Raw genomic sequence first — 23,294 nt, 5'->3', positions numbered from 1 at the left:
CGGAGGAGCGCGTGGACCAAGGCGTGGACCCAGGCGTGAACCCGAGCGTGAACTCAAGCGTGACCAAGGGCCTGGAGGCCCTGACCGCGCTCGCCCGCAGCACGGCCGACGGCCGCCGGCACGGCTCCGCCGTGACCGTCTCGGAGCTGGCCCGGCAGATGGGCCGCGACCGCAGCCAGCTGTCCCGCACGCTCACCGCCATGACCGCGGAGGAGTTCGTCGGCCGCGACGACGCCTCGGGCGGTGTCACCCCGCACTGGCGGCTCTACGCCGCGGCCCGCGACCTCACCGCGCACCGGCTGCGCACCGACGGGCTCACCGCGCTGGAGATGATGGTCGCCGAGACCGGCGAGAGCTGTTATCTGGGCGTCCTGGTCGGCGACACCACCGTGACCATCGCCGAACGGGTACCGCCGGGCAGCCGCCAGCTCGGCTCCTGGATCGGCCGCCCCTACCCGGCCTACTGCAGCGACTGCGGCCAGGCGCTGCTGAGCGACGCCGACGACGACGAGGTGGCCGCGGTCTTCGCCCGCACCGAGTTCGTCCGCCACGGCCCCAACACCCCCACCGGCCTGGACGACTTCCTGCGCCGGCTGGAACTGACCCGGCGGCGCGGATACTCCGTCGTCGACGAGGAGGCCGAGCCCGGCCTGTACTCGGTCGCCGTGCCGGTCCGCGACTTCACGGGCGAGGTCGTGGCCGCCGTGCAGGTCGTCGGACCGCGACGGCGTCTGGAACCGAGGACGGCGGACTGCGTGGCGGCCGCCCTGCGCGGGGGCCGCTGTCTGGAGACGGCCCTGCGCGGGGCCTGAGCGGACGCGGGAAGTGCTGTCACTCGAATGGCGCAACATGCCGTGCCACCCACATGGGTGAAGATCAAGCTGGCTGATGCCCCCATCGAGGCAATGCGTGAAAGGGGAACCACATGCGCATGCGACGAATCCTCGCCGCCGGCATCGCCACGGCAGCCCTCGCCGGACTCGGCCTCACAGGCGCCGCCACCGCCGCCACCGCACAGGGCGCCCACTCCTACGTCACCCCCTCGCAGTGCAGGCAGGGCGGCGGCACGCCCGCGATCAACGAGGCGGGCAACTACTGCAAGGGCGGTACGCACAACGGGGAGCAGGTCGACTGAACCACGCGGGGCGCCCCGCGGCCACGCGCGGCGGGGCGCTCCGGTGCGAGCCCGGCCGTCGGCGGGCGGGCGACCCGCGTGGTCACGGAGTGCGGAGCCTGCTGGTGTACACGTCCGTACGGTTTTGCGGTGCGCCGGAGTCGGTCTCGGTGAGCACCGCCCGTACTCCCTCGCCGTCCGCCACCAGGCCCTGGTAGTCGCCGAGGAAGTAGCCCCCGGAGAACGGCGCCCGCAGCCAGTCGAAGACCCGCGAGATCCGTCGTTCGGTCCGGAGCTTCGGGTTTCCGTGCCGCAGCGTGGCCAGTTGGTAGGCGGTGGGCAGGGTGGTGGTGTTGCCGGGCCTGAGGAAGCGCAGGTCGTAGTAGGTGAGCGCGACCGTGCCCCGGTCGGCGACCGCGAGCGACGGTGAGAAGGCCGGAACGCCCCTGGGGCTGATCAGCTCCGGCCTCCCCCAGGTGCGTCCGCCGTCGGTGGACCGCACCAGCTGGACGGAGTCGAACTTCCCGCCGGAGAAGTCCGAGCCCTCGTACGCCATGTACAGCGTGCCCGACCCGGGGTCCACGGCCGGGCTCGGCAGCGTGGTGCCGTCGCGCAGCGCCTTGGCGGGGTCGTTCGGGTCGACCTCCGGTACGGAGGTGTCCCGGGCCACGGTGACCGGGGCGCTCCAGGTCTCGCCGGCGTCGGCCGAGGTGACCGTCTCGAAGCGGGCTTCGACGACGGTGCTCAGGTCGTCGGCGTAGGTGATCCGGTCGAAGAAGTCGTGCAGGGTGCCGGTGCGCCGGTCGACGACGATCACATGGCCGATGGTCTGGGTGTTGGGCACGGCACCGGTGTCGACGAACGGCCGGGCCCCGCTCCAGGTGCGGCCGCCGTCGCGGGTGAGCGAGATGTAGCCGGGACCGTCGAGGGAGCTGGGGCCGGGCGGGTCGTTGTCGAGGCGGTCCCAGACCTGGTAGGCGGTGCCCTTGCGGATCGGGTCGGCGGTGAGCGAGGGCTTGTCGTTGAAGAACGGCTGCTCGTCGACGTGCGTGGTGGTGAGGTTCCGCCAGGTACGGCCGCCGTCGCGGGACGTGACGGCCAGAAGGGCGGTGCGCGTGCTCTTCGTGAAGTCGACGCCCTCCCCGCCGGCGTAGACCGTGCCGTCCGGTCCGGTGCTCACCCAGGGGTCGGTGGCCCGTTCGTAGTCCGCGCCGCCGGGGGCGCACAGGCTGAACGGCAGCGTGCTCGGGTGGAAGGTGCGGCCGTCCGTGGTCCAGCCCGCCGCCAGGCCACGGGCGCCGCCGTCGCTCCAGCGGTCCTGCTGGAACACGGTGACCACGCGCCTCGGGTCGCGCGGATCGACGGACAGGTACGGCTCGACCTCGGTGCCCGGGTGGACGACGCTGTCGGGGGACCTCGCTCCGACGGTGCACTTCGCGTACGGGTCGCCGTGGGACACCCTGACCAGCGGCGGTGTGCCGTCGGGGCGCCGTTCCGCCGCGGCGGGAACCGTGCCGATACCGGTGGCCGTGACGAGCAGGAGCGATGCGGTGCCGACGGCGGCCAGGGGCAGGAAGACGCGCATGCGGGATCTCCTCCGGGCCTGTCGGCCGGCGTACGGGACCGCCGTCATCGGGGCGGCCTGGGGCGCGGAGGAGTACCGGAACACGAGGGCGGGGGGCTCCGCCTGGTCCTTTTCGGCGTCGCGGCCGGTGCCCTTGATGGGCCGAACGACGGAGTCGCCCCCGGGGCCGTCCCCCGGGATCGTCCAGGGGGCACGGCGGAGCCGACCGGCGGTCGCACCGTGCCGGTCGGCTCCTTGGCCGTGCTGTTGCTCGCGGCGCCCTTGCCTGAGGCGCCGTGCCGTAGGTCAGGTGATCGCCTGCGTGGTCCCGTCGGGCAGCGTGCAGGTGTAGCCGGCGTAGGGGCGAGCGACGACCTGCCCGCCGGCGGCCGTGCAGTCGTCCCTGGAGATGTTCGGAGACGAGGCGGCCCCGGCGCTGACGGCGCCGACGGCGCTCACGCCGGCCAGGGTTGCCGCGGCCAGGGCGAGGCCCAGGATTCTTCGCATGCGCATGACTTCCTGCTCCTCTCAGGCGCCTTCGTTCGGCCTTCGGGGAAGGACAGGTCTGGGCACGACGACGCCCTCCCACCCAGCATGGGCGCTCCGCACGAGGCCCGCGAGGCGTGGCTGGGCAGGCCGGGGGCTGAGGGGGAGAGACGGGCCGTCACCCGCCGCCGACCGGCGCGCTCGGCCCTCTAACGCGGTTCGTGGGCCGCCGCCCGGCAGGCGGCGGTCGCGGCGCCGCCCGCCACTCCGGAGCCGGTCAGTCCGGTCACACAACTCTGCAGGTCTCCGACCACGCCGCGGGTGCAGGCCGCCGTGACGGAGTCGGAAGCGGTGGCACCGGCCAGTTCGGCCATCCGTGTGCAGGCGGGGATGTCCGCCCGAGCCGCGGGAGCGGCGAGGACCGCGCCACCGAGGGCGAGGGTCAGGCCGGTGAGGGCACCGGCGATACGGGTCGACGTGCGCATGGGACGCACCTGCCTTCCGGGCTGGTCGCGCGGTCCTGGTCCCGGCGGGCCGGATCCACGCGGTAAGGCCGCCTGGCGACGCTCGGTGAGTGGTGGCCCCGGCCGGCGCGCTCACGGACCGACCGCACGGTTCGGGGTCGCGTCCGTCGAGCCGCACCGGGGCATGGCCGCCAGGCCGAAGGAGAGGGCCCCGGACCTGATGAGACGCACTCGGACCGCCACTCGCGGACCCCTCACACCAGCGTCGCATCCTCTCTCCCGCCCGTCCTGTTCCCGCACACCGCCGGGCGCGGCCCGGCCGGGGAGGCGGCCGGCACCGGCCACGCCGGGTTGCCGCCGAAGTTCTTCCGACCCGACGCGGGAGCCTTCGACCCGCGGCCGGCCGACGGCCGCTCCCGGCCGTCGACGGACCGTCGCTCCGCGGCGTCACCTCAGACTGACGCCATCGCTCGCGGCGTTCACCGAAGCCACCGTGTCGCTGCCCGCGTACGACCAGCGCCAGCGACCCGCGGCGTTCGCCGTCACCTTCGTGTTCAGGTGGCCCGTCGCGTTGGTGCGGACCGTTTTGACCGTCGTGTACGTGGTGCTGCCCGACTTTCTGAACTGCAGCTTCACCGGCTGTCCGGCGTAACCGGTGAAAGTGGTGGCCGCGTCGGTCGTCGCGCGGGTGAGGCGACCCGTGACCGTCAGTCCGGCGCCCTTGGCCACCGGTTCGGGGCTCGCGTTCACCGTGAGCTTCGATGCCTTCAGCAGGGTGACGGCGTCTCCCGTCGAGGTCGCGGCGGAGGAGGTGTCGTTCTGTGCGAACAGCCAGCGCCAGGTGCCGGACGTGCTCGCCTCGGCGGTCGTCCTCAGCTTGCCGCCGGTGCCCGAGGTCACGGTCCTGACCGTGCTGTAGGACGTCCCACCGGACTTCTTGAACTGCAGCTTCACCGGCTGACCGGAGTATCCGACGACGGCCTTCGCACCGTCCGCCTCCGTGGTGTTCCAGTCGGGGCGGGTGAGCCGGCCGGTGAAGGTGAGCGTGCCGCCCTTGCGCACCGGCTCAGGGGTGGCGTTCATCGCCGCGAGCCTTGTCTCCTTCAGCAGCAGGGCGTCGCCGCCGGGCAGGTCCGCGTACTGCGGGTACAGCGTGTACTCCAGGTACTGGCCGCCGTCGTACGCGTAGCCGAAGATCCTGAGCCCGATGGGGCCGGGAGAGTCGTTGTAGTACTGGGCCGGGTCCATGATCGCTGTCCCGGTGCAGGTGGACACCGTGGAGGTGGTCTGCACACACGTCATGTTGTGGCTCACGGGCCCTTCGAGGAAGGTGCCCGCCAGGTCGGCGTCGATGGTCTCGACGCCGCCGGAGTCGTCATAGATCTGGGCGCTGACCGGCACCGTCACCGTCCCGGCGGTACCGAGGACGACCGGCTTGCCGTTGTTGATGGAGACACTGCGGAACTCGGTGTCCCCGTACGCCGCCTGAGCCGGCGTCGCGAGCAGCCATCCGCCGGTCACCGTCGCCGCCAGGAGCAGGGCCGTTCTTCGTACGGCGATCCGGGATCTCGTTGCCGCGGGCGTCATGGAACCCCCCATGTGGTCGGACCGTGCCCCCTGCACGGTTGGCGCATCTTTTCACAAAGATCACCAGATCTTGCCCGGGGTTTGGGGTTCCGGGCGCATTCCCGCGGGCCGCTCAGCCGTGGACCAGCTGGAGGGGCAGGTCGATCGCCGCGTAGGCGAGCAGCGCACAGGGCGCCGCCAGGGCCAGGGAACGGACTCGCTCCCGGTTCGTACCGGCCATGAGCAGCGGCACAAGGGCGAACACCGCGAAGCAGGTCCAGGCCTGGGACGCATGGTGCAGGTCCAGGGCGGCCATCAGCCCCTCGCTGCCGAAGAGCCCGGCGAACGCCGCCAGGCCGACGGTGCGGCGCCGCGCGTCCCGGCCGCTTCGCCACCAGTGTCCCGCGACACCGAACAGCGGCCCCGCCACACATGCCATGGCGAGCCAGACGAGCGGGAAGAACAGGGACCCCATGCCGTCGCGCCCGAACTCCGCGTAGCCGTAGTACCCCACGACGAGCCCGACCTCGGCGGCCAGACCGCAGGTCACCGCGCGGGACAGGGTCCGCCGGTGGGCAAGCAGGGCGCCGGCGGCGAACGCGGCGGTGGACCAGACGGCGCCGGAGTTGGCGAGCTGGTTCCATGCGCCGGGGAGCCAGCCCTGGGCCAGGTTGGTGAGAACGCCGAACGCCAGCCCGCCGACTGCTGCCGCCACCGCCGGCGTCGCCGCCGTGACCCGCGGGCCGGCGGTGGCGTCCGGTGGCGTCAGGTCCTCGGGGGTCGTGGTCGTCGTCATTCCGGCCTCCGCGATCACGCTGGTGTCCGACGTGCCTGGGACGTGCTCCAGCGCACTATACACAATGCGTATACATGTGGTGTATAGCTGTTGAGGGCGAGGGGGTCCTCCGGGGGTGCTGATCGTCGGCCGACGGCCGTATTCGGGCGCGGGTGACGCAGGGAGGCGCGAGACCCGCCACGTCGCGACCCGCCAGGACCACGCACTGGGGCAAACGGCACCCCCCGTATACGGCGAGTGCCCTGCGCCCTCTGGGGCGCGGTCGCGCCCCGGCCGGGCCGGGGCGCGATTCCGCGACGGCGTGTCGTCTCCCGCTCGGGGGCGCGATCAGCTCCAGGGCATGCCGAGGAGCACGCGCCACGGACCCTGGCCCGGCATCAGGGTCGGCACCTGTATCAGGGTCGGCACCCGCGTCAGGGTCGGCAGCTGCGGAGTGGTCGGCACCTGGGAAGTGGTCGGCACCCGCGGCGCGGTGCTCGGCTGCTGGGCGGGCTGGGTCGCCGTGCCCGTGGCCGCTGCGCCTGCGGTGGCCCAGAGCTGGTCGACGCGCGAGCGCTCGGCGGCGTTCGGGTAGCGGTTGGTGCAGGACGGGCCGGCGCCGCCGCCCGACATCAGCTCACTGCACGGCCCGCTGTAGTCGTCCGCCAGGCCCAGCACGTGCCCGGTCTCGTGGGCGACGACGCGGACCGAGTCGTACTGCCGGCTCTGGGAGTAGTCGATGAAGATGTAGCCGCTTCCGTGGCCGTTGGTGGAGGCGTAGGACCCGCGCTGGTCGTTGCCCTCGTAGTAGGAGAAGTCGGCACCGCTCGACGCCTCCTGGAGTTTGACGTGGGTCTCGGAGCTGTTCCAGATCGAGGCCGCGCTCGATATCTGCGAACGGAAACTCGGTGCCCGGGAGTCGTCGTAGTAGACGGTCACCGCCTGCGCGTTCGGCTGGGCGGCGCGCTTCGCGGCGACCGACTTGAGCACGGCCTCGAAGAACGCCTTGTTGCTCGCGGCCTCCTCGCCCGACCCGTCGTACCGCGCCACGGAGGCGCCGGCGGGGGCGGACGGGCCGGCGGCCGCGCGGGCGCTCGCCGGCACTGCGGCGCCCAGCAGGCCGGCGGCCAGAACCAGGCCGAGAGCGAGGGGTCTCGCGGACGTTCGGGACGAGTTCATGTGGGGGGCTCCTACTCGCTCGGTGACGCCGAGCGCCCGGCGCGCGGTCGAATCTGCGCGAACACCGGTTCCGAACTGCGGCGACGTCCTGTGGGTCGACATTCTTAGAACGCCTTCACAGGGAGCGCAAAGGGCCCCCGCCACTACCTCGCCTCGTAGGTCCCGGGACCTCGTCAGGGCGGCGCGAGGGCGGTGCGCGGGTCTGCGCACCGCCCGCGGCGGCGGGAGGCAAAGCTGATGCGACGTCAGAAGCCTTGCGGGGCAGCGTGGTGGGAGTGCGGACCGGCCGGGCGGAAATCCGGAACGAGCATCGGGGCCCACATCGACGTCAAGACGGACAAATGCCTAAATGTCCGCCACGTCGCGTCTACTAAGCGCGCCGGTGGATCGCTGGAACGCTGTGACTGACGTCATAGGGTGTGGGCATCTGTCTGTTTTGCGGGGTCCGCGGCGCGGTGCCGGCCGGCCCTGGCGGGCTCACGCCTTTCCCGGGGAGCCGCTCCCCGGAGCCGTCGCGAGCAGGCCGTTGACCACCAGGGACGCCAGCAGCTCCGCCGTCGCGCCGAGTTGCTCCGGGGAAGTGGCCTCGGGCCTGCCCAGGCGGCGGGCCAGCGGTACCTCCAGCATTCCGGACACGGGGCCGACGATCACGAAGAACAGCACGTCCGCCGGGACGGGTGCCATGCGGCCCGCGGCCACGAGGCTCTCGACGTCGGGCAGGATGCGCTGCATGAGCGGGGCGATGTAGCGCTCGTGGAGATAGTCCAGGCGCTCGCCGTCGCGGGAGAACTCGTCCACCATGATGCGTCCCACCAGCGGCGTCTGCGCCGCCGACCGGTAGAAGTCGGCGATCACCCGCCGCAGCCGCTCGGCTCCGTCGGCCGCGGGGTCGGCCTCCGACAGAAGGGCCAGCTGCGCCCCCAGCGCGTGGTCCACCACGGCATGCCAGAAGGCCGCCTTGGATCCGTAGCGGTCGTTGATGAAGTTGTGGCTCACGCCCAGGCGGCGGGCCAGTTCGCGGGCCGAGGCGCGGTCGTAGCCCAACTCCGCGAAGGCCTCCAGTCCGCGTCGCAGGATGCTCTCCTCCTCGGGCACGGCGGGAGTGTCCATGCCGGGACGTCCCGGCCGCCGAGCGGATCCGGTTGCTGCTCCCACCCTTGCCTCCACTGCTTTCGGTCGAGCCCGCGTACGCGCTCCCACCTTACTTGACGCCTGTCAGATTCTCGCTAATCTGACAGGTGTCAGACGGTGCTCCGGTGTGCCGCGTGCCTGCCCGGTACGGACGGCCGCGGCGCCCCTCCAGGAATGCCGGAAAGTGAGAGCGACATGACCGCACCCCCCTCGCAGCCCGACGGCCGCACGGCACCCGCGCCCGTGCCGGAGCCCGCACCCGTCCGCACGCGCGCCGCCGCGGCACCGCCCCGTCGCTGGTGGATCCTCGCCGTCATCGGCGTGGCCCAGCTGATGGTGGTCCTGGACGGCACGATCGTGAACATCGCCCTGCCCTCCGCCCAGAAGGACCTGGGCTTCTCCGACGGCGACCGGCAGTGGATCGTCACCGCCTACGCCCTCGCCTTCGGCAGCCTGCTGCTGCTCGGCGGCCGGATGGCCGACCTCTTCGGCCGCAAGATCACCTTCCTGGTCGGGCTGGTCGGCTTCGCCGGCGCCTCCGCGCTCGGCGGCGCCGCCGGCAGCTTCGAGATGCTGGTCGGCGCCCGCGCCGTCCAGGGCGCGTTCGGCGCGCTGCTCGCCCCGGCCGCGCTGTCCCTGCTGACCACGACCTTCACCGACGCCAGGGAGCGCGCCAGGGCCTTCGGTGTCTACGGCGCGATCGCGGGCGCCGGCGGTGCCATCGGCCTGCTGCTCGGCGGCGTCCTGACCGAGCACCTCGACTGGCGCTGGACCCTCTACGTCAACGTCGCCTTCGCCGCCGTCGCCTTCGTGGGCGGCGCCCTCCTGCTGCGGCGCGCCACCCGTGACCGGAGCGCCCGGATCGACGTCCCCGGCGCGGTCCTCGTCTCCGGCGGACTGTTCTGCCTGGTCTACGGCTTCTCCAACGCCGAGACCCACGACTGGGGCTCCCCGGCCACCTGGGGCTTCCTGCTCGCCGGGGCCGTACTGCTCACCCTGTTCACCTGGTGGCAGACCCGGGCCGCGCACCCCCTGCTGCCCCTGCGCGTCCTGCTCGACCGCAACCGCGGCGCGTCCTTCCTCTCCGTCCTGGTCATCGGCGCCGGCATGTTCGGGGTCTTCCTCTTCCTCACCTACTACCTGCAGCAGAGCCTCGGATACAGCCCGATCAGGACGGGACTGGCGTTCCTCCCGATGATCGCCGGGCTGATGCTCACCTCGACCCTCGCGACCACGGTCCTCGTCCCCCGCGTCGGCCCCAAGCCGGTGGTTCCGCTGGGCATGGGCATCGCGGCCGCCGCCATGGTGTGGCTGACCGGGCTCGACCTGACCAGTTCCTACGGCACCGACATCCTGCCGCCGCTGATCGTGGCCGGCCTCGGCTTCGGACTCGTGATGGCGCCCGCGATGGCCCTGGCCACGGACGGGGTGCGCACCGAGGACGCCGGTGTCGCCTCCGCGGCCGTCAACACCATGCAGCAGGTCGGCGGCTCGCTCGGCACCGCCCTCCTCAACACCCTCGCGACCAGTGCCGTCACCGACTACCTGGCGGGCCGTGATCCCGGGGACCCGACGGTCCTGGCCCACGCGAGCCTGTCGGGATACTCCACCGCCTACTGGTGGTCGGCCGCCTTCTTCGCCGCCGGCCTGGTGGTCAGCGTGCTGCTGTACCGGCGCGGCACACCGGCCGCCGACCCCGGCAGGGCGCCCGTGGTGCACATGTAGGCGCCCCGCGGACCGAGTTCGGCTCCCGTCGGCCGCTCCATGGCGAGACCCGGAGCGGCCCGCCCTTGGTAAGAGTCAGGTAAGATCCGGGCACTTGTGCGAGGGCCGGACCCTCGTGGGGGAGGGAACATCACGTGGGCAGACACGCCCTGGGACGGGGCGGGCCTGCCGCCGTCGTCTCCTCGCTCGCGCTCGCCGTCGTGGCCGCGTCCGTCGTCGTCCTGACGGAGGGCGGCGGCTCCGCGGAGGCGGCCGATGCCGACACCACCGCGATCACACTGGTCGACCCGAGCTCCGCCACACCACGCACCGACCGCCCGTACGCCGCGGGCGACACCGGCTTCCTGCACCGGCAGACCGGCCGGACCGGACTGCTGTGGAGCGACTACACGACCGGCCGGACCGTCACCGTCGAGAACGCCGCCGGTGTCTACACCCCGGGCACCGGCTGCACGAACATCGGCTCCGCGTGCCGTGCCGCCTGGTACGGCTCGGACAGCGACCTGGTCGCCCTGCCGACCACGGCCAACGACGCGTACGCCACCCTGTGGGACCCGGCGACGGCCACCTCGAAGAAGGTGAGCTGGAACGGCTCCGTCCAGTACGGGCAGGGCTACTACCGGGCCCTCGCCGGCGACACGATCGTCACCACCCAGGCCCTGATCGACAAGGTCGACGGCGAGTGGCGCACCCGCGAGGTCACCGGTGACTGGACGGGACTGGGGACCGAGGACGTCCTCGCGGCGGACTCCGCCGGTGTGCTCTGGTCGGTCGACTCCGACACGGCCGGCTACATCGACATCGGCTCGGCCGTGAACACCTACGCGTTCACCGACGTCACCTACGCCTCGCGGTACGTGATGAGCGAGGACCGCATCGGCTGGTACGACACCGGCGCCGCCGAACTGCACCTGAAGTCCCGCACCGACCTCGCCGCCGCCGAGCAGGTCGTCACGCTGCCCGCCGACCCGGGCATGCTCGACGGCGACCCGGTCCTGGTCGGCGACTGGCTGCTGCTGCCGCTGTCCTCCAGCGCCCTCGGCTCCCGGCTGCTCGCGGTCGACGTCGACGATCCCTCGGTGCAGCGGACCCTGCTGGCGAGCGCCGGCGAGTACACGCTGGCGGCGGGCGACGGCAGCGCGCTGGTCACCGGCGGCACCGACGCCACCGACTGGTGGGTGCGGCGGGTGAGCCAGGCCGAGGACGGCACGCTGGACCTGACGAAGGTCCGGCAGGCCCCGGCGGTGGAGAACGCCAAGACGGGCATCGCGCTCAGCCGCGGCAGCCTGCGGGTCGCCGAGGACGACCCGAACGCCGTCGCGGACACCACGTCCGTACGCACCCTCACCACCGACGGCTCCGCCACCCTGACGGCGTCCGACGCCACGGCGAGCCGCTCCGTCCACTCCGCCCTCTGCCCGTACGAGGGCACCACGTGCTCGGCGCTGTGGGGGAACCTCGACGCCCGGGACGTCTACCTCGACGCGAACGGCGGCACCGACGAGGGCGAGAGCCCCGGCGACGACCGGCTGGTCGAGATCGGCGGCCACGACCTGGACTTCGGCGGCCAGGGCGGCCACATCGTCGACGTCTCCGACGACTACGCCGTCTTCGACTCCGGCGGCACCGGCCCGGCGCAGTACGTCGGCGAGTTCGGCCAGGGGCAGAGGCTGAAGCGGTCCGTGCGCGCCGCCGCCCTGAACGGCTCCACCCTGTGGAGCGCCACCAGCACCGCCGGCAGGCTCACCTCGTACAGCATCCCGCTGGCGAAGACGCTCACCACGGTGACCGTCCCGGGCCTGGCCTGCGTGCCGAGCGAACTCCAGGCGGCGGGACGCTGGGTGTACTGGGCCTGCGGGACGGACTCGGCGGGCGTGTACGACAGCAAGGCCGGTACGGCGACCGCGGTCACCCCCGGTGACGTGCTGCTCGGTGACGGCTTCACCGTCCGCCACGACCACGGCGCGGACACGCTCGTCCTTGCCGAGGCGGCCACCGGCACCACCCGCACCATCGCCTCCGGTCTGGCCGACAAGGGCCTGACCGTGGACCGCCGTTACCGCTGGACGGTCGACGAGTACACGGGTCTGGTCGCCTGGTTCGACGACTACGAGCGCACCCACGTCACCACCACGGGCATCACCCCGTCCGCCGTGACCGCCTTCGAGACGTCCGTCGGCGACTACGTGGGCCCGGGGGCGCCCTTCGACGGCTCCTGGGTGCTGTCCCGCCCGGTCAGTTCCTGGTCGCTCACCTTCACCTCGCTCCACAGCGGCGCGAACGGCAGGGCCACCCGCACCCTCACCGGCGCCGCCACCCCGGCCCGGGTGACGGCGACCTGGGACGGGAAGACGGCGAGCGGGAGTCACTTCCCGAACGGCCACTACACCTGGACCCTGAAGGCGACCGGCCTCGGCACCGCCACGCAGTCCACGGTGACCGGCGGCGAGGGCTTCCTCCAGGGCGGGGCCCCGGTGCGCCGCGACTTCGTCAGCCCCGACGGCCCGGACGGCCGCGGTGACCTGCTCACCCTGAACTCCTCGGGCGGACTGACCTTCCACAGCGGCACGGGGACGGGGAAGCCCGGCGAGAAGTACACGGGCACCGGCTGGCCCACGAGCGTCACCGCGGTCCCCTTCGGCGATCTCAGCGGCGACCGCTGCAACGACGTCCTCGTCCGCTACGGCAGCGGCGCGCTGCGGCTGTACAAGCCCCGCTGCGGGGCGCCGGTCAAGCCGTCCACGTCGTACACGACCCTCGCGACCAGCGGCTGGACGCAGTACAACACGCTCACCTCGCCCGGCGACGTGAGCGGTGACGGACGGCCGGACCTGATCGCGAGGAACTCGTCCACCGGAGCGGTCTACCTCTACAAGGGGACGAGCACCGGCAAGCTCGCCGCCCGCGTCAGGCTCTACGACAACTGGAAGGGCTACAAGAAGATCGTCGGCACCGGCGACATCACCGGCGACGGCAAGGCCGACCTGCTGGCCCAGGACACGTCCGACAACCTCTACCGCTACGACGGCAAGGGCGACGGCACGTTCGCGGCCCGCGTCAAGGTGTTCTCGAACTGGGGCGGCTCGTACAACGCGGTCGTCGGGGTCGGCGACATCACCGACGACGGCAGGCCGGACCTGGTCTCCCGCGACACCAGCGGCAAGGTGTGGCGCAACAACGGGGACGGAAAGGGCTCGTTCGGCCCGCGGACGCGGATCGCGAGCGGCTGGAGCGGCTACAAGTCCCTGTCGTAGGCGCGGAGTCCGGCTTCCGGAAGGCGCCCGGGGACGTGATGTCCCCGGGCGCCTTCGTGCTGCCCGCGCCATGGCGGGCCCCGCGCGGCCGACCGCACGCGGCGGCACCCGAGCTCTCCCCGCCCCTTCGGCCCGGCGCCGGGAGCGTCGGCCCCGGCGGACGGACGTCGAGCGCCGTACGGCCATACCGATACGAAGAGGGCATGTCCATCGGCTCGCCGGCGTGGTCCAATCGGTCGTACCGCCGAGAGCCAGTGGGGACGTATGGAGCACGCCGACGGAGAGGGGCCGAGACCGGGCGCCCCGGGACCGGAGCCCCGCGGGGTCGCCGGGCTCCGGGTCGGTGTCCTCGGCGAACTGACCGTGACGCACGACGCGCGGGCGCTGAGCCTCGGCGGGCCCCGGCCGCGTGCGGTGTTCGCGCTGCTGGTGCTGGCCAGGGGCGCCGTGGTCACCGGCGACCGGCTGATCGACGCGGTGTGGGGCGAGGGGCCGCCGCCGAGCGCGGTCGGTGCCCTCCAGGCGTACGTCTCGCGGCTGCGCAGGGAACTGGAACCCGCCCGGACGGCCGGCCGCCGCAGCACCGTCATCGTGTGGGAGGGCGCCGGTTACGCGATCCGTCTCGCCGCGGACCAGGTCGACGCCTGGCGGTTCGAGGAACTGCTCAAGCAGGCCGGACCGGCCGGGCGGTCGGAGCCGCCGGCGCGGCGGGCGGCCCTGCTCACCGAGGCGCTCGCCCTCTGGCGGGGCCCGGCCTTCGCCGGGTTCGCGGACGGGCCGTGGGCACGGGCGGAGGCGGCGCGCCTGGAAGAACTGCGTGAGGTGGTGCGGGAACAGTTACTGGCCGCCCGCCTGGAGTGCGGGGAGCACACCGAGGCGCTGCTGGCCGAAGCCGAGGACCTCGTCGCCGGACAGCCCCTGCGCGAGGAGCGCTGGTCCCTGCTGGCCCTCGCCCACCATCGCGCCCGGGGCCGGGCCGACGCCCTCTCGGTGCTCCGCCGCGCCCGCCGCACCCTCGCCGACCGCCTCGGCATCGACCCCGGCCCCGCCCTGCGCGGCGTCGAGGCCGAGATCCTGTCCGACGCGCCGCGCCCCGCGGCCGCCCCCCGGCCGGCCGCACCGCCCGGGAGCGGACCCGCGGCGTCCGGGTCCGGCCCCGTCTCCGGTCGACTCGTCGAGCGGGAAAAGGAGTCGGCCGAGCTCCGGCAGTGCCTGTCGGACGCGGTCGCGGGCCACGGCGGGCTGGTGTGTGTCCAGGGCCCGGCGGGGATCGGCCGCAGCGCACTGCTGGCGGAGGCGGAGCGGCTGGGCAGGGAGTGGGGGACACGGGTGCTGGACGTCGGTGACGTGCGGGCATCCGCGGGGCCGCGTCGGCGCCGCCCGCACGACGTCGTACGCCGGTTGCTCGACGCGGTGGCCGCCGGGCCCGCCGGCACGCCCGCGGACCCGGCCACGCCGGTGTCCGACGGGCAGGCCGTCGACGGGCCCGCCGGATTCGACGTCCTGCACGGGCTCTACCGGATCGTCGAGCGGCTGGTCACCGACGACCACCCGGCACGGCGGCCCCTGCTCCTCCTCGTGGACGACCTCCAGGCGTGCGACACGACGTCCCTGCGCTTCCTGGCCCATCTGCTGCCGCGGGTCCAGAACCTGCCGGTCCTCGTCGTCACCGCGCTGCGCACCGGGGAGCCCGCCGCCCGGCGCGCGAGCGAGCAGCTGCTGGCCGACATCGCGCAGGACCCGGCGGTGGTGCACATCCGGCCCGAGCCGCTGAGCGCGGCGGGCGTCGCCCGGCTGGTACGCCGACTGCCCGGCCGCACGGTGGACGAGGAGACCGAACGTGCCTGTCACCGGGTGTCGGCCGGCCTGCCGCTGCTGCTGACCCAGGTGCTCGGGGCCCTGGAGACGGCGGGGGCGGAGGCGGCCGCGGGCCCGCGCGCCGTGACGGAGTCGGGCGTCCGTGCCGTCTCCGACCTCGTGCGCACCGTGCTGGACCGGCTGCCGCCCGCCGCCACGGCCGTCGTACGGGCGGTCGCGGTTCTCGACGGCGGCGGTGACGCAGGCGGCGGTGACGGCGGTGGCCCGGACGGCGGCAGTGGTGACGGCGGGGCCTCGCTGCCCGCGGTCGCCGCCTTCACGGGCCTGTCCGAGCAGGACGTGGCCACGGCGACGGCGGCCCTCGTACGGGCGGAAGTGGTCCGTGACCAGTACCCGTTGGCCTTCGTGCATCCGCTGGCCGGTGCGGCCGTGCTGCGGACGGTGTCGCCGCGGGAGCGTCCGGCCCTGCACGAAAGGGCGGCGAGACTCCTCGACCGTGCCGGTGCGGCTCCGGAGCGGACCGCCGCGCACCTGCTCCTGGTCCCCTACCGGGGCGACCCCTGGGCGGTCGGCGTCCTGCGCACCGCCGCCGCCCGCGCGACCGCCCGCGGTGCGAACGACACGGCCGCCACCCTCCTCACCCGCGCACTGCTGGAGCCGCCCGCGCGGGACGTCCGGCCCGAGGTGCTGCTGGAACTGGGGCGGGCCGAGGCACTCGTCGACGGGCCCGCCGCGGCCCGTCACCTGCGGGAGGCCTACGAGACGTCGTCGCCCCCGCGCGCCGGTGCCGCGTGCCTGCTCGCGCAGACCCTGATCCACACCGGCAGACCCGGCGAGGCCGCCGCGTTCGCGGTCCGGGCGGCCGCGGAACCGCCCACCGGACAGGAAGCCGTGGACGGTGCCGCCGACGAGCGGCAGGGGCTGCTGGCGCTGGCCCGGCTCGGCGCCTTCGCGCACGGGCTGTACACCGCGGGCGCCGGCGGTCTGGACGTCCCGGTGCCACCCCCCGTCGGGGACGGGCCGGGCGCCCGCATGCTCGCCGCCGAGGCGGCGAGGGACGCCACCGCACGCCGGCTCGACCGCGCGGCGGCCGTCGCCTCGGCCCGGTTCGCGCTCACGGACCGGGTACTGCTGCGCGGCGGAAGGGTGCTCTCGTGGTGCACGGCCGGTGTCGTGCTGCACCTGGCCGACGACGACGTCAGGCTGCTGTGGGACGAGACGCTGACGTACGCCGGGCAGCGGGGGTCGCTGATCGGGACGCTCTCGGCGCACCTGTGGAACGGGTTCACGCAGTGGCGGCACGGCGAGTTGGACCAGGCCCGCCGGTCACTGGAGACCGCGCTCGAACAGTTCGGCGCGTGGGGCGTCCCGCCCGGTGCGCCGCACTGCCACGCGTTCCTGACCGGGGTGCTGCTGGACCTCGGGGACACCGCGGGCGCGCGTGCCTGTCTGGAGCGGATGCGGGCGTGGGCCGGGGGCTACGAGGGGGCGCGGTTGCGCGGCGAGAGCGAGGCGCGGGTGCTGATCGCCGAAGGCCGGTACGCACAGGCGCTGGCCGCGCTGGACGGCGTACGGCATCTCCAGCCGGACGTGCCGAACCCGGTGTGGTGGGACGGGGATCTGCTGCGGGTACGGGCGCTGACCGGGCTGGGGGAGCGGGACCGGGCCGAACGGCTGGCGCGGGAACAGCTGTCGCTGGCCCGCAGGTGGGGCGCGCCCGGCACGGTCGGCCGGGTGCTGCGGCTGTACGGCGAGGCACGCGGGCCCGACGGCGGACCCGAACTCCGCGAGGCGCTCGCCCTGCTGGCCGACGGCCCGGCCCGCCTGGAGCATGCGCGGGTCCTGCGGTCCCTGCGCGCCCTGGCCGGTGGCGAGAGCGTCCAAGACGGCGTCGTACGCCGATTCCCCCCTGCGTGACCGGCGTACGACGCACCGTCGGGACGAGAATCCGACGGCCGACTTGCGATCGGCTTGCAAGCGGTTCGCAAGACCGATGGCGCATCATCCGTTCCGCGGACGAACCAGACGCATCACGAACCAGACGGACCGCACCGCACACCGACCACACAGCGGACGTACCGCGACGAACTGACGGGGGCGGCCCGGGGGACGGGCCGGGGGGCGAAGGACATGGGCGACGCGATACGCGCCGGGGACGGGTGGACGGTCTCCGGCTACACACACGACAAGGAACTGGGCTCCGGAGCCAGCGGGCGCGTGGTCCTGGCCACGCACGGCACGACCGGCACCCGGGTGGCGATCAAGTACCTCGCCGAGGAGCTCCGTGACGACCCCGCCTTCCGCGAGGTGTTCCGCGCGGAGGCCCGGCTGCTGGGCGAACTCCGCTCCCCGCATGTCGTCGAGCTGTACGAGTACGTCGAGAGCCCGCGCGGCGCCGCCATCGTCATGGAACTCGTGGACGGCGTACCCCTGCGCAGCCTGCTGCGGGAGCACGGCGCCACCACCCCCGAGGCCGCGCTGGTCGTCCTCAGGGGTTCGCTGCTCGGCCTCGCGGCCGCCCACGCGGCGGGGGTCGTGCACCGCGACTACAAGCCGGACAACGTCCTGGTCGCGGCCGACGGTTCGTCCAAGCTCGTGGACTTCGGCATCGCCGTGCCGAGCGGGGTGGCCGCGAACGCCTCCGGCACCCCGACCTACATGGCGCCCGAGCAGTGGACCGGCGGCGAGGCCGGACCGGCGACCGACGTGTACGCGGCGACGGCGACCTTCTTCGAGTGCTTGACCGGCATGAAGCCCTACCCGGGCCGGACGCTGGCCGAGCTGGCGATCCAGCACATCGAGGCGCCGATCCCGGACGAGCTGGCGCCCGAGCCGGTGCGCCCGCTGATCCGCCGGGGCCTGGCCAAGACCCCTGAGGAGCGCCCGGAGAGCGCGGCGGCGTTCGTCGCGGAGCTCGAAGCCGTGGCCGGGGCCGGGTACGGCGAGGAGTGGGAGGAGCGCGGCCGGCGCGAACTCGCCGCGCTCGCCGCCCTGTTCTTCCTCTCCTTCCCGACGGCGGACGGTTCCGCCTCGGGTACGACGGACCTGGCCACGACCACTCTCGGGGCGGGCGCCCGTCGGACGCCCCGCCGGAGCAGGAGGATGCTGGCCGGACTGACGGCAGGGGTCGTGCTGGTGATCGGCGGGGTCGCGGCGACGGCGGTCGCCACGGGCCTGGGCGCCGGGCACCGCACGACGAACGGGGCCGGGGCCGGGTCCGGTACGGATCCGGACGGGTCCACCGACGGTCCCGCTCCCAGCGGGTCGGCCGGCTCCCCCGACGCGGCTCCCTCGGCGTCGGACGGTTCCTCGTCGCCCTCCGCGACCGGCTCGCCCTCCGCGTCGGCGTCCGGGGAGGACAGTTCCTCGCCCGCCGGGTCCGCGGGCGGCGGCGCGGGCGGTACGACCACCACGGGCGGCGGTACGACCACCACGGGCGGCACGGGAACCACCGGTGGGACGGGAACCTCCGGTGGCACGGGTACCTCCGGCGGCGGTACGACCACGACGGGCGGCGGTTCCACGAGCGGCGGGGGTACGACGACGTCCGGCGGCGGTACGACGACGTCCGGAGGTTCCACGAGCGGCGGCAGCACCTCCGCGCCGCCCGCGCCCACCCTCGACGTGAAGTCCGCGCAGATCGAGGTGGTCGGCCCGACAGCGGCCACCTGCACCATCGTGGCCTCCGTCAGCGTGACGACGGACGGCGCCGCCGACGGCACGCTCTACCTCAGCTGGTACACCGGTGACTCGCCCCGCGTCGTCGGGACCGTCGTGGCCACCGACGCGGTCGCGCTGCCCAAGGGGAAGACGCAGATCTCGGGCCGCTACACCCACGCCTTCGCCGTCCCGACGCGCGACTCCTACCTCGGGGTCAGGGTCACCACCGACCCGGCCGCCGACTCGGGCAACGGTTCCTTCCAGGCCACCGCGGCCCCCGTCGACTGCGACCCGCCCCGATGAGCACACCTCCCGAGGACCCTCGACTGCGGTTCGCCCGCACCGGTCCGGCGGCGCCGCGCCCCGACGACCCCGATCTCACCGTCACCCTCCCGCCCGCGGACCCGGCCGCGACGCTTCACCTCCCGCCGTCGGCAGCGGCAGCGGCAACGGGAGCGGAAGCCGGAGCGACCGAGGGAGAGACCCGTTTCGGTCCCGGGACACCCGGTGCGCCGGGCCCGGCCGACGACCGTGCCACGGGCATCTGGCGGGGCACGCTCACCCCCGACGGCCCGGCCGCGGTGCCCGTCCGCCGTCGTCGGCCCTGGTGGCGCCGCGAGCTGCCGTCCCTGCTGGCGGTGGTCGCCGTCGTGGTGGCCGTCGTGCTGGGCATGCGCTCCTGCACCGCGGTCCGGTCACCGCTGCACGTGGTGGCCGCCACGGTCACCGTGCCCCGGGTCGGCCGCTGTGCGAAGACGGTCGTCGTCACCGGTGTCCTGAGGACCGACGGCAACCCCGGCACCGTCGACTACCGCTGGAAGCGCAGTGACGGCACGTCCTCCGCCGTTCTCCACCAGGAGGTCGGGGAGCACGTCCGGAGCTCCGAGGTCGTGCTGCGCTGGAGCTTCGACGGTCACGGCACCATGAAGGCCACCGCCACGCTCGACGTGCTCTCGCCGGACCCGGTGACGGCGTCGGCGAGCTTCACGTACGCCTGCTCCTGACCGCCGGCCTCACACAGGGCCGTGTCCGGTCGTCGCCGTGGCGTCCATGGCGGCGACCAGACCCGCCGCACCGCACTCCCGCGCGAGGGACCGCCCCCGGCTCAGCAGGGCGGCGGCCTCCTCCCGGGGCGCGTACCCGGCGAGCGCGTACAGCGCACGGGCGTACTCGAGCCGTGCCGGACCGGGCGCCAACAGGGCCACCGCCTCGCGGAGTTCGGGTTCGCCCTCGGGTCCGCGCAGCCGTCCGGCGATCCGCAGCACCCGTCCCACCGTGCTGGGCGCTCCCCAGCCGCGGGCCGCCGCCAGCTGCTCCGTGGCCAGGGCCAGTGCCTCGGTCCGCCGGCCGGCGCCCGCGAGCGCCCGCACCCGCAGCAGCGACCACGGCCACCACGCCGGGTTGGCCAGGGCGGGCTGGAGGTGCCGTACGTCGTCGAGGGCGGCCAGCGCCTCCTCGTACCGCCCCTCCGCGGTCAGCACCCGCGCCTCGCTCTCCCCGAGCAGCCGTCGGCCCTCCGCGCCCCGGATCCAGCCGCGCATCCGCTCCAGACAGGCGCGGGCCCCGGCGGTGTCGCCCAGGTCGAGCAGGACGGCGGTCAGGAAGGTACGGCCCTGCGGGGCGCCCGGGGCGAGGCCCCAGATCTCCGACTGCCCGACCGCGGTCTCCAGCGACCGCCGTGCCGCGGCCAGGTCGCCGTGGTGCCACTGGGTGAAGCCGCGCCACAGGTGCGTGGCGAGCACGGAGAACAGCGAACCGCGTTCCACGGCGCGGGCCACCGCGGTGTCCCAGAGCTCGCCCACCTCCTCGTCGGCGAGGTGCAGCACGATGCCCGCGGTGTAGAAGAGCATCTCCTCGCCGGCCGCCTGGAGCACGTCGTCGGCGACGGCGAAGCGGGCGAGCGCGACGGCCCGGGGCCGGTCGGCGCCGTCCGACGCCGCCTCCCGGGCGAGGTTGGCGGCGAGCATCCGGGCGCCGGGCCCCGCGCCCTCGACGGCCGGGTCCTCGACGCTCCGCCACAGCTTCTGGTCCAGGCCGTGCATGAACCCGCTGATGCGCTCCAGCGCCAGCAGCCCCTGCCGTTCGTCGCTCAGCCCGGCGGGCAGGTCCGCCGCCGCCCGGCGGGCGAACTCGGTCGCCTGGCCGTGGCCGCCGGCGAAGACCAGGATCCGGGCGAGCAGCAGGGCGGCGGCCGCCCTGCGCGCCGGGTCGGCCAGCGTGTCGTACGCCTGGCGCAGATGCTTCACGGCGGCCGGGCCGTTGCCGAGCGTCTCGGCACGCCCGAGGTCGAGCAGTACCTCGGGGCGGCGTTCGGGGGCAGGCGGTTCGGCGAGGACGCGGGTGAGGTACGTGGCGGCGGCGTCGGGGGCGCCACGGCCCGCGGCCTCCCGGGCCGCCGCGCAGAGGACGTCCACCACGTCGGGGTCGCCGCGGTGCGGGGCGAGCAGCAGCTGGGCCGCCGTACGCTCGGGCGGCGCGCCGGCGGCGGACAGCGCGCGGGCCGCCTGTTCATGACGCAACTGCCTTTCCCCGGGGGGTAGTTCGCGGTAGACGGCATCCCCGACGAGGGGGTGCACAAAGGCGTAGGGGTGGCCCTCGCGCAGGATCTCGGCCTGCACGAGCGGCACGATCGCCTGTGCCGCCGCCGCCTCCGGCCGCCCCATGAGCGCCGCCACCTCGGCGAGCGTCGCCGCCCCGTCCCCCAGTACGGCCACCGCCTGCGCCGCGTCCCGTGCCGCCGCGGGCAGCCGTGTCATCCGGCCCAGCACCAGCCCGGACACCGCCCGCGCCCCCGCCTCCGCGACTCCGTCGCTGTGCGCGGCGTCGGGCCGGGTCCCGCGCGCGTGCAGCGCCCGCAGCAACTGCCTCAGCAGCAGTGGGTTCCCGGCCGTGGCGCGATGGCAGGCCGCCGTGAACTCCTCCTGAGGCTCCTCGCCGAGCGTGTGGCGGACGAGACCGGCGACCCCGCTCGCCGTCAGCGGGGTGGGCCTGATCCGCACCACCGAGGGGTCCGACGTCAGCGCCTCGGGCAACTCCTCGCCCTGCTGCGGCTCCCCGGTGCGCAGGGTGACGGCGATGAGCACCGGCAGCCCCAGCCCTTCCAGCCGGGCCGCCAGATACGCCAGGTACCGCACCGAGCCGCTGTCGCACCACTGGAGGTCGTCCACCGCCAGCACCAGCGGTCCCGCCGCCCGCACCAGCTTCCGGGTCAGCTCGTACAGCCCGTTCAGCACCGCGAAGCTCTGCGGCTGCGGCCCGCGCACGGTTCCGAAGACCGCCCCCGCCGCGACGGCGGCCCCGGCCAGCAGCGACTCCTCGCCGCCGCTCACCACCCGCTCGAACAGCTGGCGTACGGCTCCGTAGCCGTAGTCCTTCTCCCGCAGGCTGCCCGTCGCGGTCAGGGTGGTCACCCCTTCCCCGGCCGCCAGTTCGGCCACCTCCCCCAGCAGACGGCTCTTGCCGATGCCGGCCGGGCCCTCGACGAGCACCACGCGGGGCTTGCCGTCCAGGGCCGAGCGCAGGCTGTCGCGCAACTCGGCGAGCTGGGGTCCGCGGTCCACGAGCACATCGGCCCGAGGGGCGGGCCGGGCCCCCGGACCGGCCGGTCCACCGGGTCCTGCCCCGGCGGTGACGGGCGCTCCGGCGGGCGCTCCGGCGGGGTGCCGCCCCGGGCGGGCAGGGGCGTCGAGGGCGGGGTCCTGGGCCAGGATCCCGGCCTCCAGCTCACGCAGGGCGGCCCCCGGGGCGGTGCCGGATCCGGCGGGCGGCAGGTGCCTCGCGCGGCGGAGCGTGTCGAGAGCGTCGGCCTGGCGGTGGGCGCGGTAGAGGGCGAGGGCGAGAAGGCGCCGGCGTTCTTCGCGCAGCGGGTCCTCGGAGACCAGGGATTCGAGTTCGGGCACGAGAACGGCGTCCTCGCCCCGGGCCAGGCGGGCCGCGAGCAGCCGTTCACGGGCGAGTTCGCGCAGCTCGGTGAGGCGGGCCGACTCCCGGTGGGCCCAGGGCTCGGCGGCGTACTCCGCGTAGGCCGGGCCCCGCCACAGCGCGAGCCCGGACTCCAGGACGGCCACGGCCTCCGAGGGCCGGCCCCCGTCGGCGTGCGCGGCGGCGGACCGCAGCGCCTCCTCGAACCGCCAGGCGTCCACCGCGTCGGCCGGCAGCCGCAACGCGTACCCCGCCCCCTCGCTGACGATGACACCCCCGCGCGCCCTCGCCTTCCGCTCCGGCTCCAGACAGCGCCGCAGATGCGAGACATGGGCCTGCAGCGAGGCGGCGGCCCGGCGCGGCGGAGTGCCGCCCCAGACCCCTTCGACCAGCCGGTCCCGGGTGACGACCGAGCCCCGGGCGACGATCAGCAGGGCGAGCACGGCCCGCTGCCGTCGCCCGCCCAGCTCCAGCGGCCGGGCCCGGAACGCGGCACCGACCTCACCGAGCACCGTCATGCGCAGTTCGTGTGGCGACACACACCGCATCAAACCAGAACATCCGTTCGCCGATGCCGCACATGCGCGGGAAGGGGACCCGAGGCCCTGGCACGGCAGCCGCACGACACCGCGGGCGC

General features: G+C 74.4%; 14 protein-coding genes and 1 pseudogene. 7 read left to right on the top strand and 8 right to left on the bottom strand.

Annotation, left to right across the window (positions count from 1 at the left end; genetic code table 11):
* Positions 1-47 precede the first annotated feature (47 nt).
* Both IEZ11_RS16145 and IEZ11_RS16140 read left to right on the top strand, forming a co-directional pair.
* The gene (locus IEZ11_RS16145; protein ID WP_189263414.1) at positions 48-812 is read left to right on the top strand and encodes an IclR family transcriptional regulator; all 765 of its coding nucleotides are present in this window, start codon (positions 48-50) and stop codon (positions 810-812) included.
* A gap of 113 nt (positions 813-925) precedes the next feature.
* Positions 926-1,135 carry a hypothetical protein gene (locus IEZ11_RS16140; protein WP_189263413.1) on the top strand — a complete coding sequence of 70 codons (210 nt, stop codon included), beginning with the start codon at positions 926-928 and terminating at the stop codon, positions 1,133-1,135.
* Between the two features lie 82 nt (positions 1,136-1,217).
* Here the strand turns inward: IEZ11_RS16140 and IEZ11_RS16135 are convergent, their stop codons facing one another.
* The 7 genes and pseudogenes from IEZ11_RS16135 to IEZ11_RS16105 form a co-directional block, all read right to left on the bottom strand.
* Positions 1,218-2,699, bottom strand: coding sequence for a sialidase family protein (locus IEZ11_RS16135; RefSeq protein WP_189263412.1), 1,482 nt, complete (start codon positions 2,697-2,699; stop codon positions 1,218-1,220).
* A 285-nt stretch (positions 2,700-2,984) separates the two neighbouring features.
* Entirely contained in the window at positions 2,985-3,191 is a 207-nt protein-coding gene (locus IEZ11_RS16130) for a hypothetical protein (RefSeq protein ID WP_189263411.1), read from the bottom strand.
* Positions 3,192-3,373: 182 nt separating this feature from the next.
* Positions 3,374-3,649, bottom strand: coding sequence for a hypothetical protein (locus tag IEZ11_RS16125; protein WP_189263410.1), 276 nt, complete (start codon positions 3,647-3,649; stop codon positions 3,374-3,376).
* A 426-nt stretch (positions 3,650-4,075) separates the two neighbouring features.
* Positions 4,076-5,215 carry a hypothetical protein gene (locus IEZ11_RS16120; RefSeq protein ID WP_189263409.1) on the bottom strand — a complete coding sequence of 380 codons (1,140 nt, stop codon included), beginning with the start codon at positions 5,213-5,215 and terminating at the stop codon, positions 4,076-4,078.
* Between the two features lie 112 nt (positions 5,216-5,327).
* Positions 5,328-5,990 carry a DUF6518 family protein gene (locus tag IEZ11_RS16115; RefSeq protein ID WP_229713046.1) on the bottom strand — a complete coding sequence of 221 codons (663 nt, stop codon included), beginning with the start codon at positions 5,988-5,990 and terminating at the stop codon, positions 5,328-5,330.
* 480 nt (positions 5,991-6,470) lie between these two features.
* A pseudogene (snpA, locus tag IEZ11_RS16110) lies at positions 6,471-7,148 on the bottom strand (snapalysin); the annotation flags it as partial.
* Positions 7,149-7,625: 477 nt separating this feature from the next.
* The gene (locus IEZ11_RS16105; RefSeq protein WP_189263407.1) at positions 7,626-8,258 is read right to left on the bottom strand and encodes a TetR/AcrR family transcriptional regulator; all 633 of its coding nucleotides are present in this window, start codon (positions 8,256-8,258) and stop codon (positions 7,626-7,628) included.
* A 216-nt stretch (positions 8,259-8,474) separates the two neighbouring features.
* Here IEZ11_RS16105 and IEZ11_RS16100 point away from each other — a divergent pair, with 216 nt between their 5' ends.
* From IEZ11_RS16100 to IEZ11_RS16080, 5 genes are all read left to right on the top strand, one after another.
* Positions 8,475-10,004: an MFS transporter gene (locus IEZ11_RS16100; RefSeq protein ID WP_189263406.1), complete on the top strand. Its 1,530-nt coding sequence runs from the start codon at positions 8,475-8,477 to the stop codon at positions 10,002-10,004.
* 134 nt (positions 10,005-10,138) lie between these two features.
* The gene (locus tag IEZ11_RS16095; protein WP_189263405.1) at positions 10,139-13,258 is read left to right on the top strand and encodes an FG-GAP-like repeat-containing protein; all 3,120 of its coding nucleotides are present in this window, start codon (positions 10,139-10,141) and stop codon (positions 13,256-13,258) included.
* A 264-nt stretch (positions 13,259-13,522) separates the two neighbouring features.
* Positions 13,523-16,993, top strand: coding sequence for an ATP-binding protein (locus tag IEZ11_RS16090; protein ID WP_189263404.1), 3,471 nt, complete (start codon positions 13,523-13,525; stop codon positions 16,991-16,993).
* 213 nt (positions 16,994-17,206) lie between these two features.
* Positions 17,207-19,039 carry a serine/threonine-protein kinase gene (locus IEZ11_RS16085; RefSeq protein WP_189263403.1) on the top strand — a complete coding sequence of 611 codons (1,833 nt, stop codon included), beginning with the start codon at positions 17,207-17,209 and terminating at the stop codon, positions 19,037-19,039.
* On the top strand, positions 19,036-19,740 hold the full coding sequence (locus tag IEZ11_RS16080; RefSeq protein WP_189263402.1) for a hypothetical protein: 705 nt from the start codon (positions 19,036-19,038) through the stop codon (positions 19,738-19,740). The genes IEZ11_RS16085 and IEZ11_RS16080 overlap by 4 nt, the downstream gene beginning before the upstream one ends.
* Positions 19,741-19,749: 9 nt before the next feature.
* On the opposite strand, the gene IEZ11_RS16075 is transcribed toward IEZ11_RS16080, so the two are convergent.
* Positions 19,750-23,196, bottom strand: a complete 3,447-nt coding sequence (locus IEZ11_RS16075; RefSeq protein WP_229713045.1) for an ATP-binding protein — start codon at positions 23,194-23,196, stop codon at positions 19,750-19,752.
* Positions 23,197-23,294: the final 98 nt, after the last annotated feature.

The sequence above is a fragment of the Streptomyces fuscichromogenes genome (assembly GCF_014645815.1).
Classification (GTDB): domain Bacteria; phylum Actinomycetota; class Actinomycetes; order Streptomycetales; family Streptomycetaceae; genus Streptomyces; species Streptomyces fuscichromogenes.
Note: the sequence above shows the minus strand (reverse complement) of the source record. Positions and strands in the feature narration are given on the sequence as shown.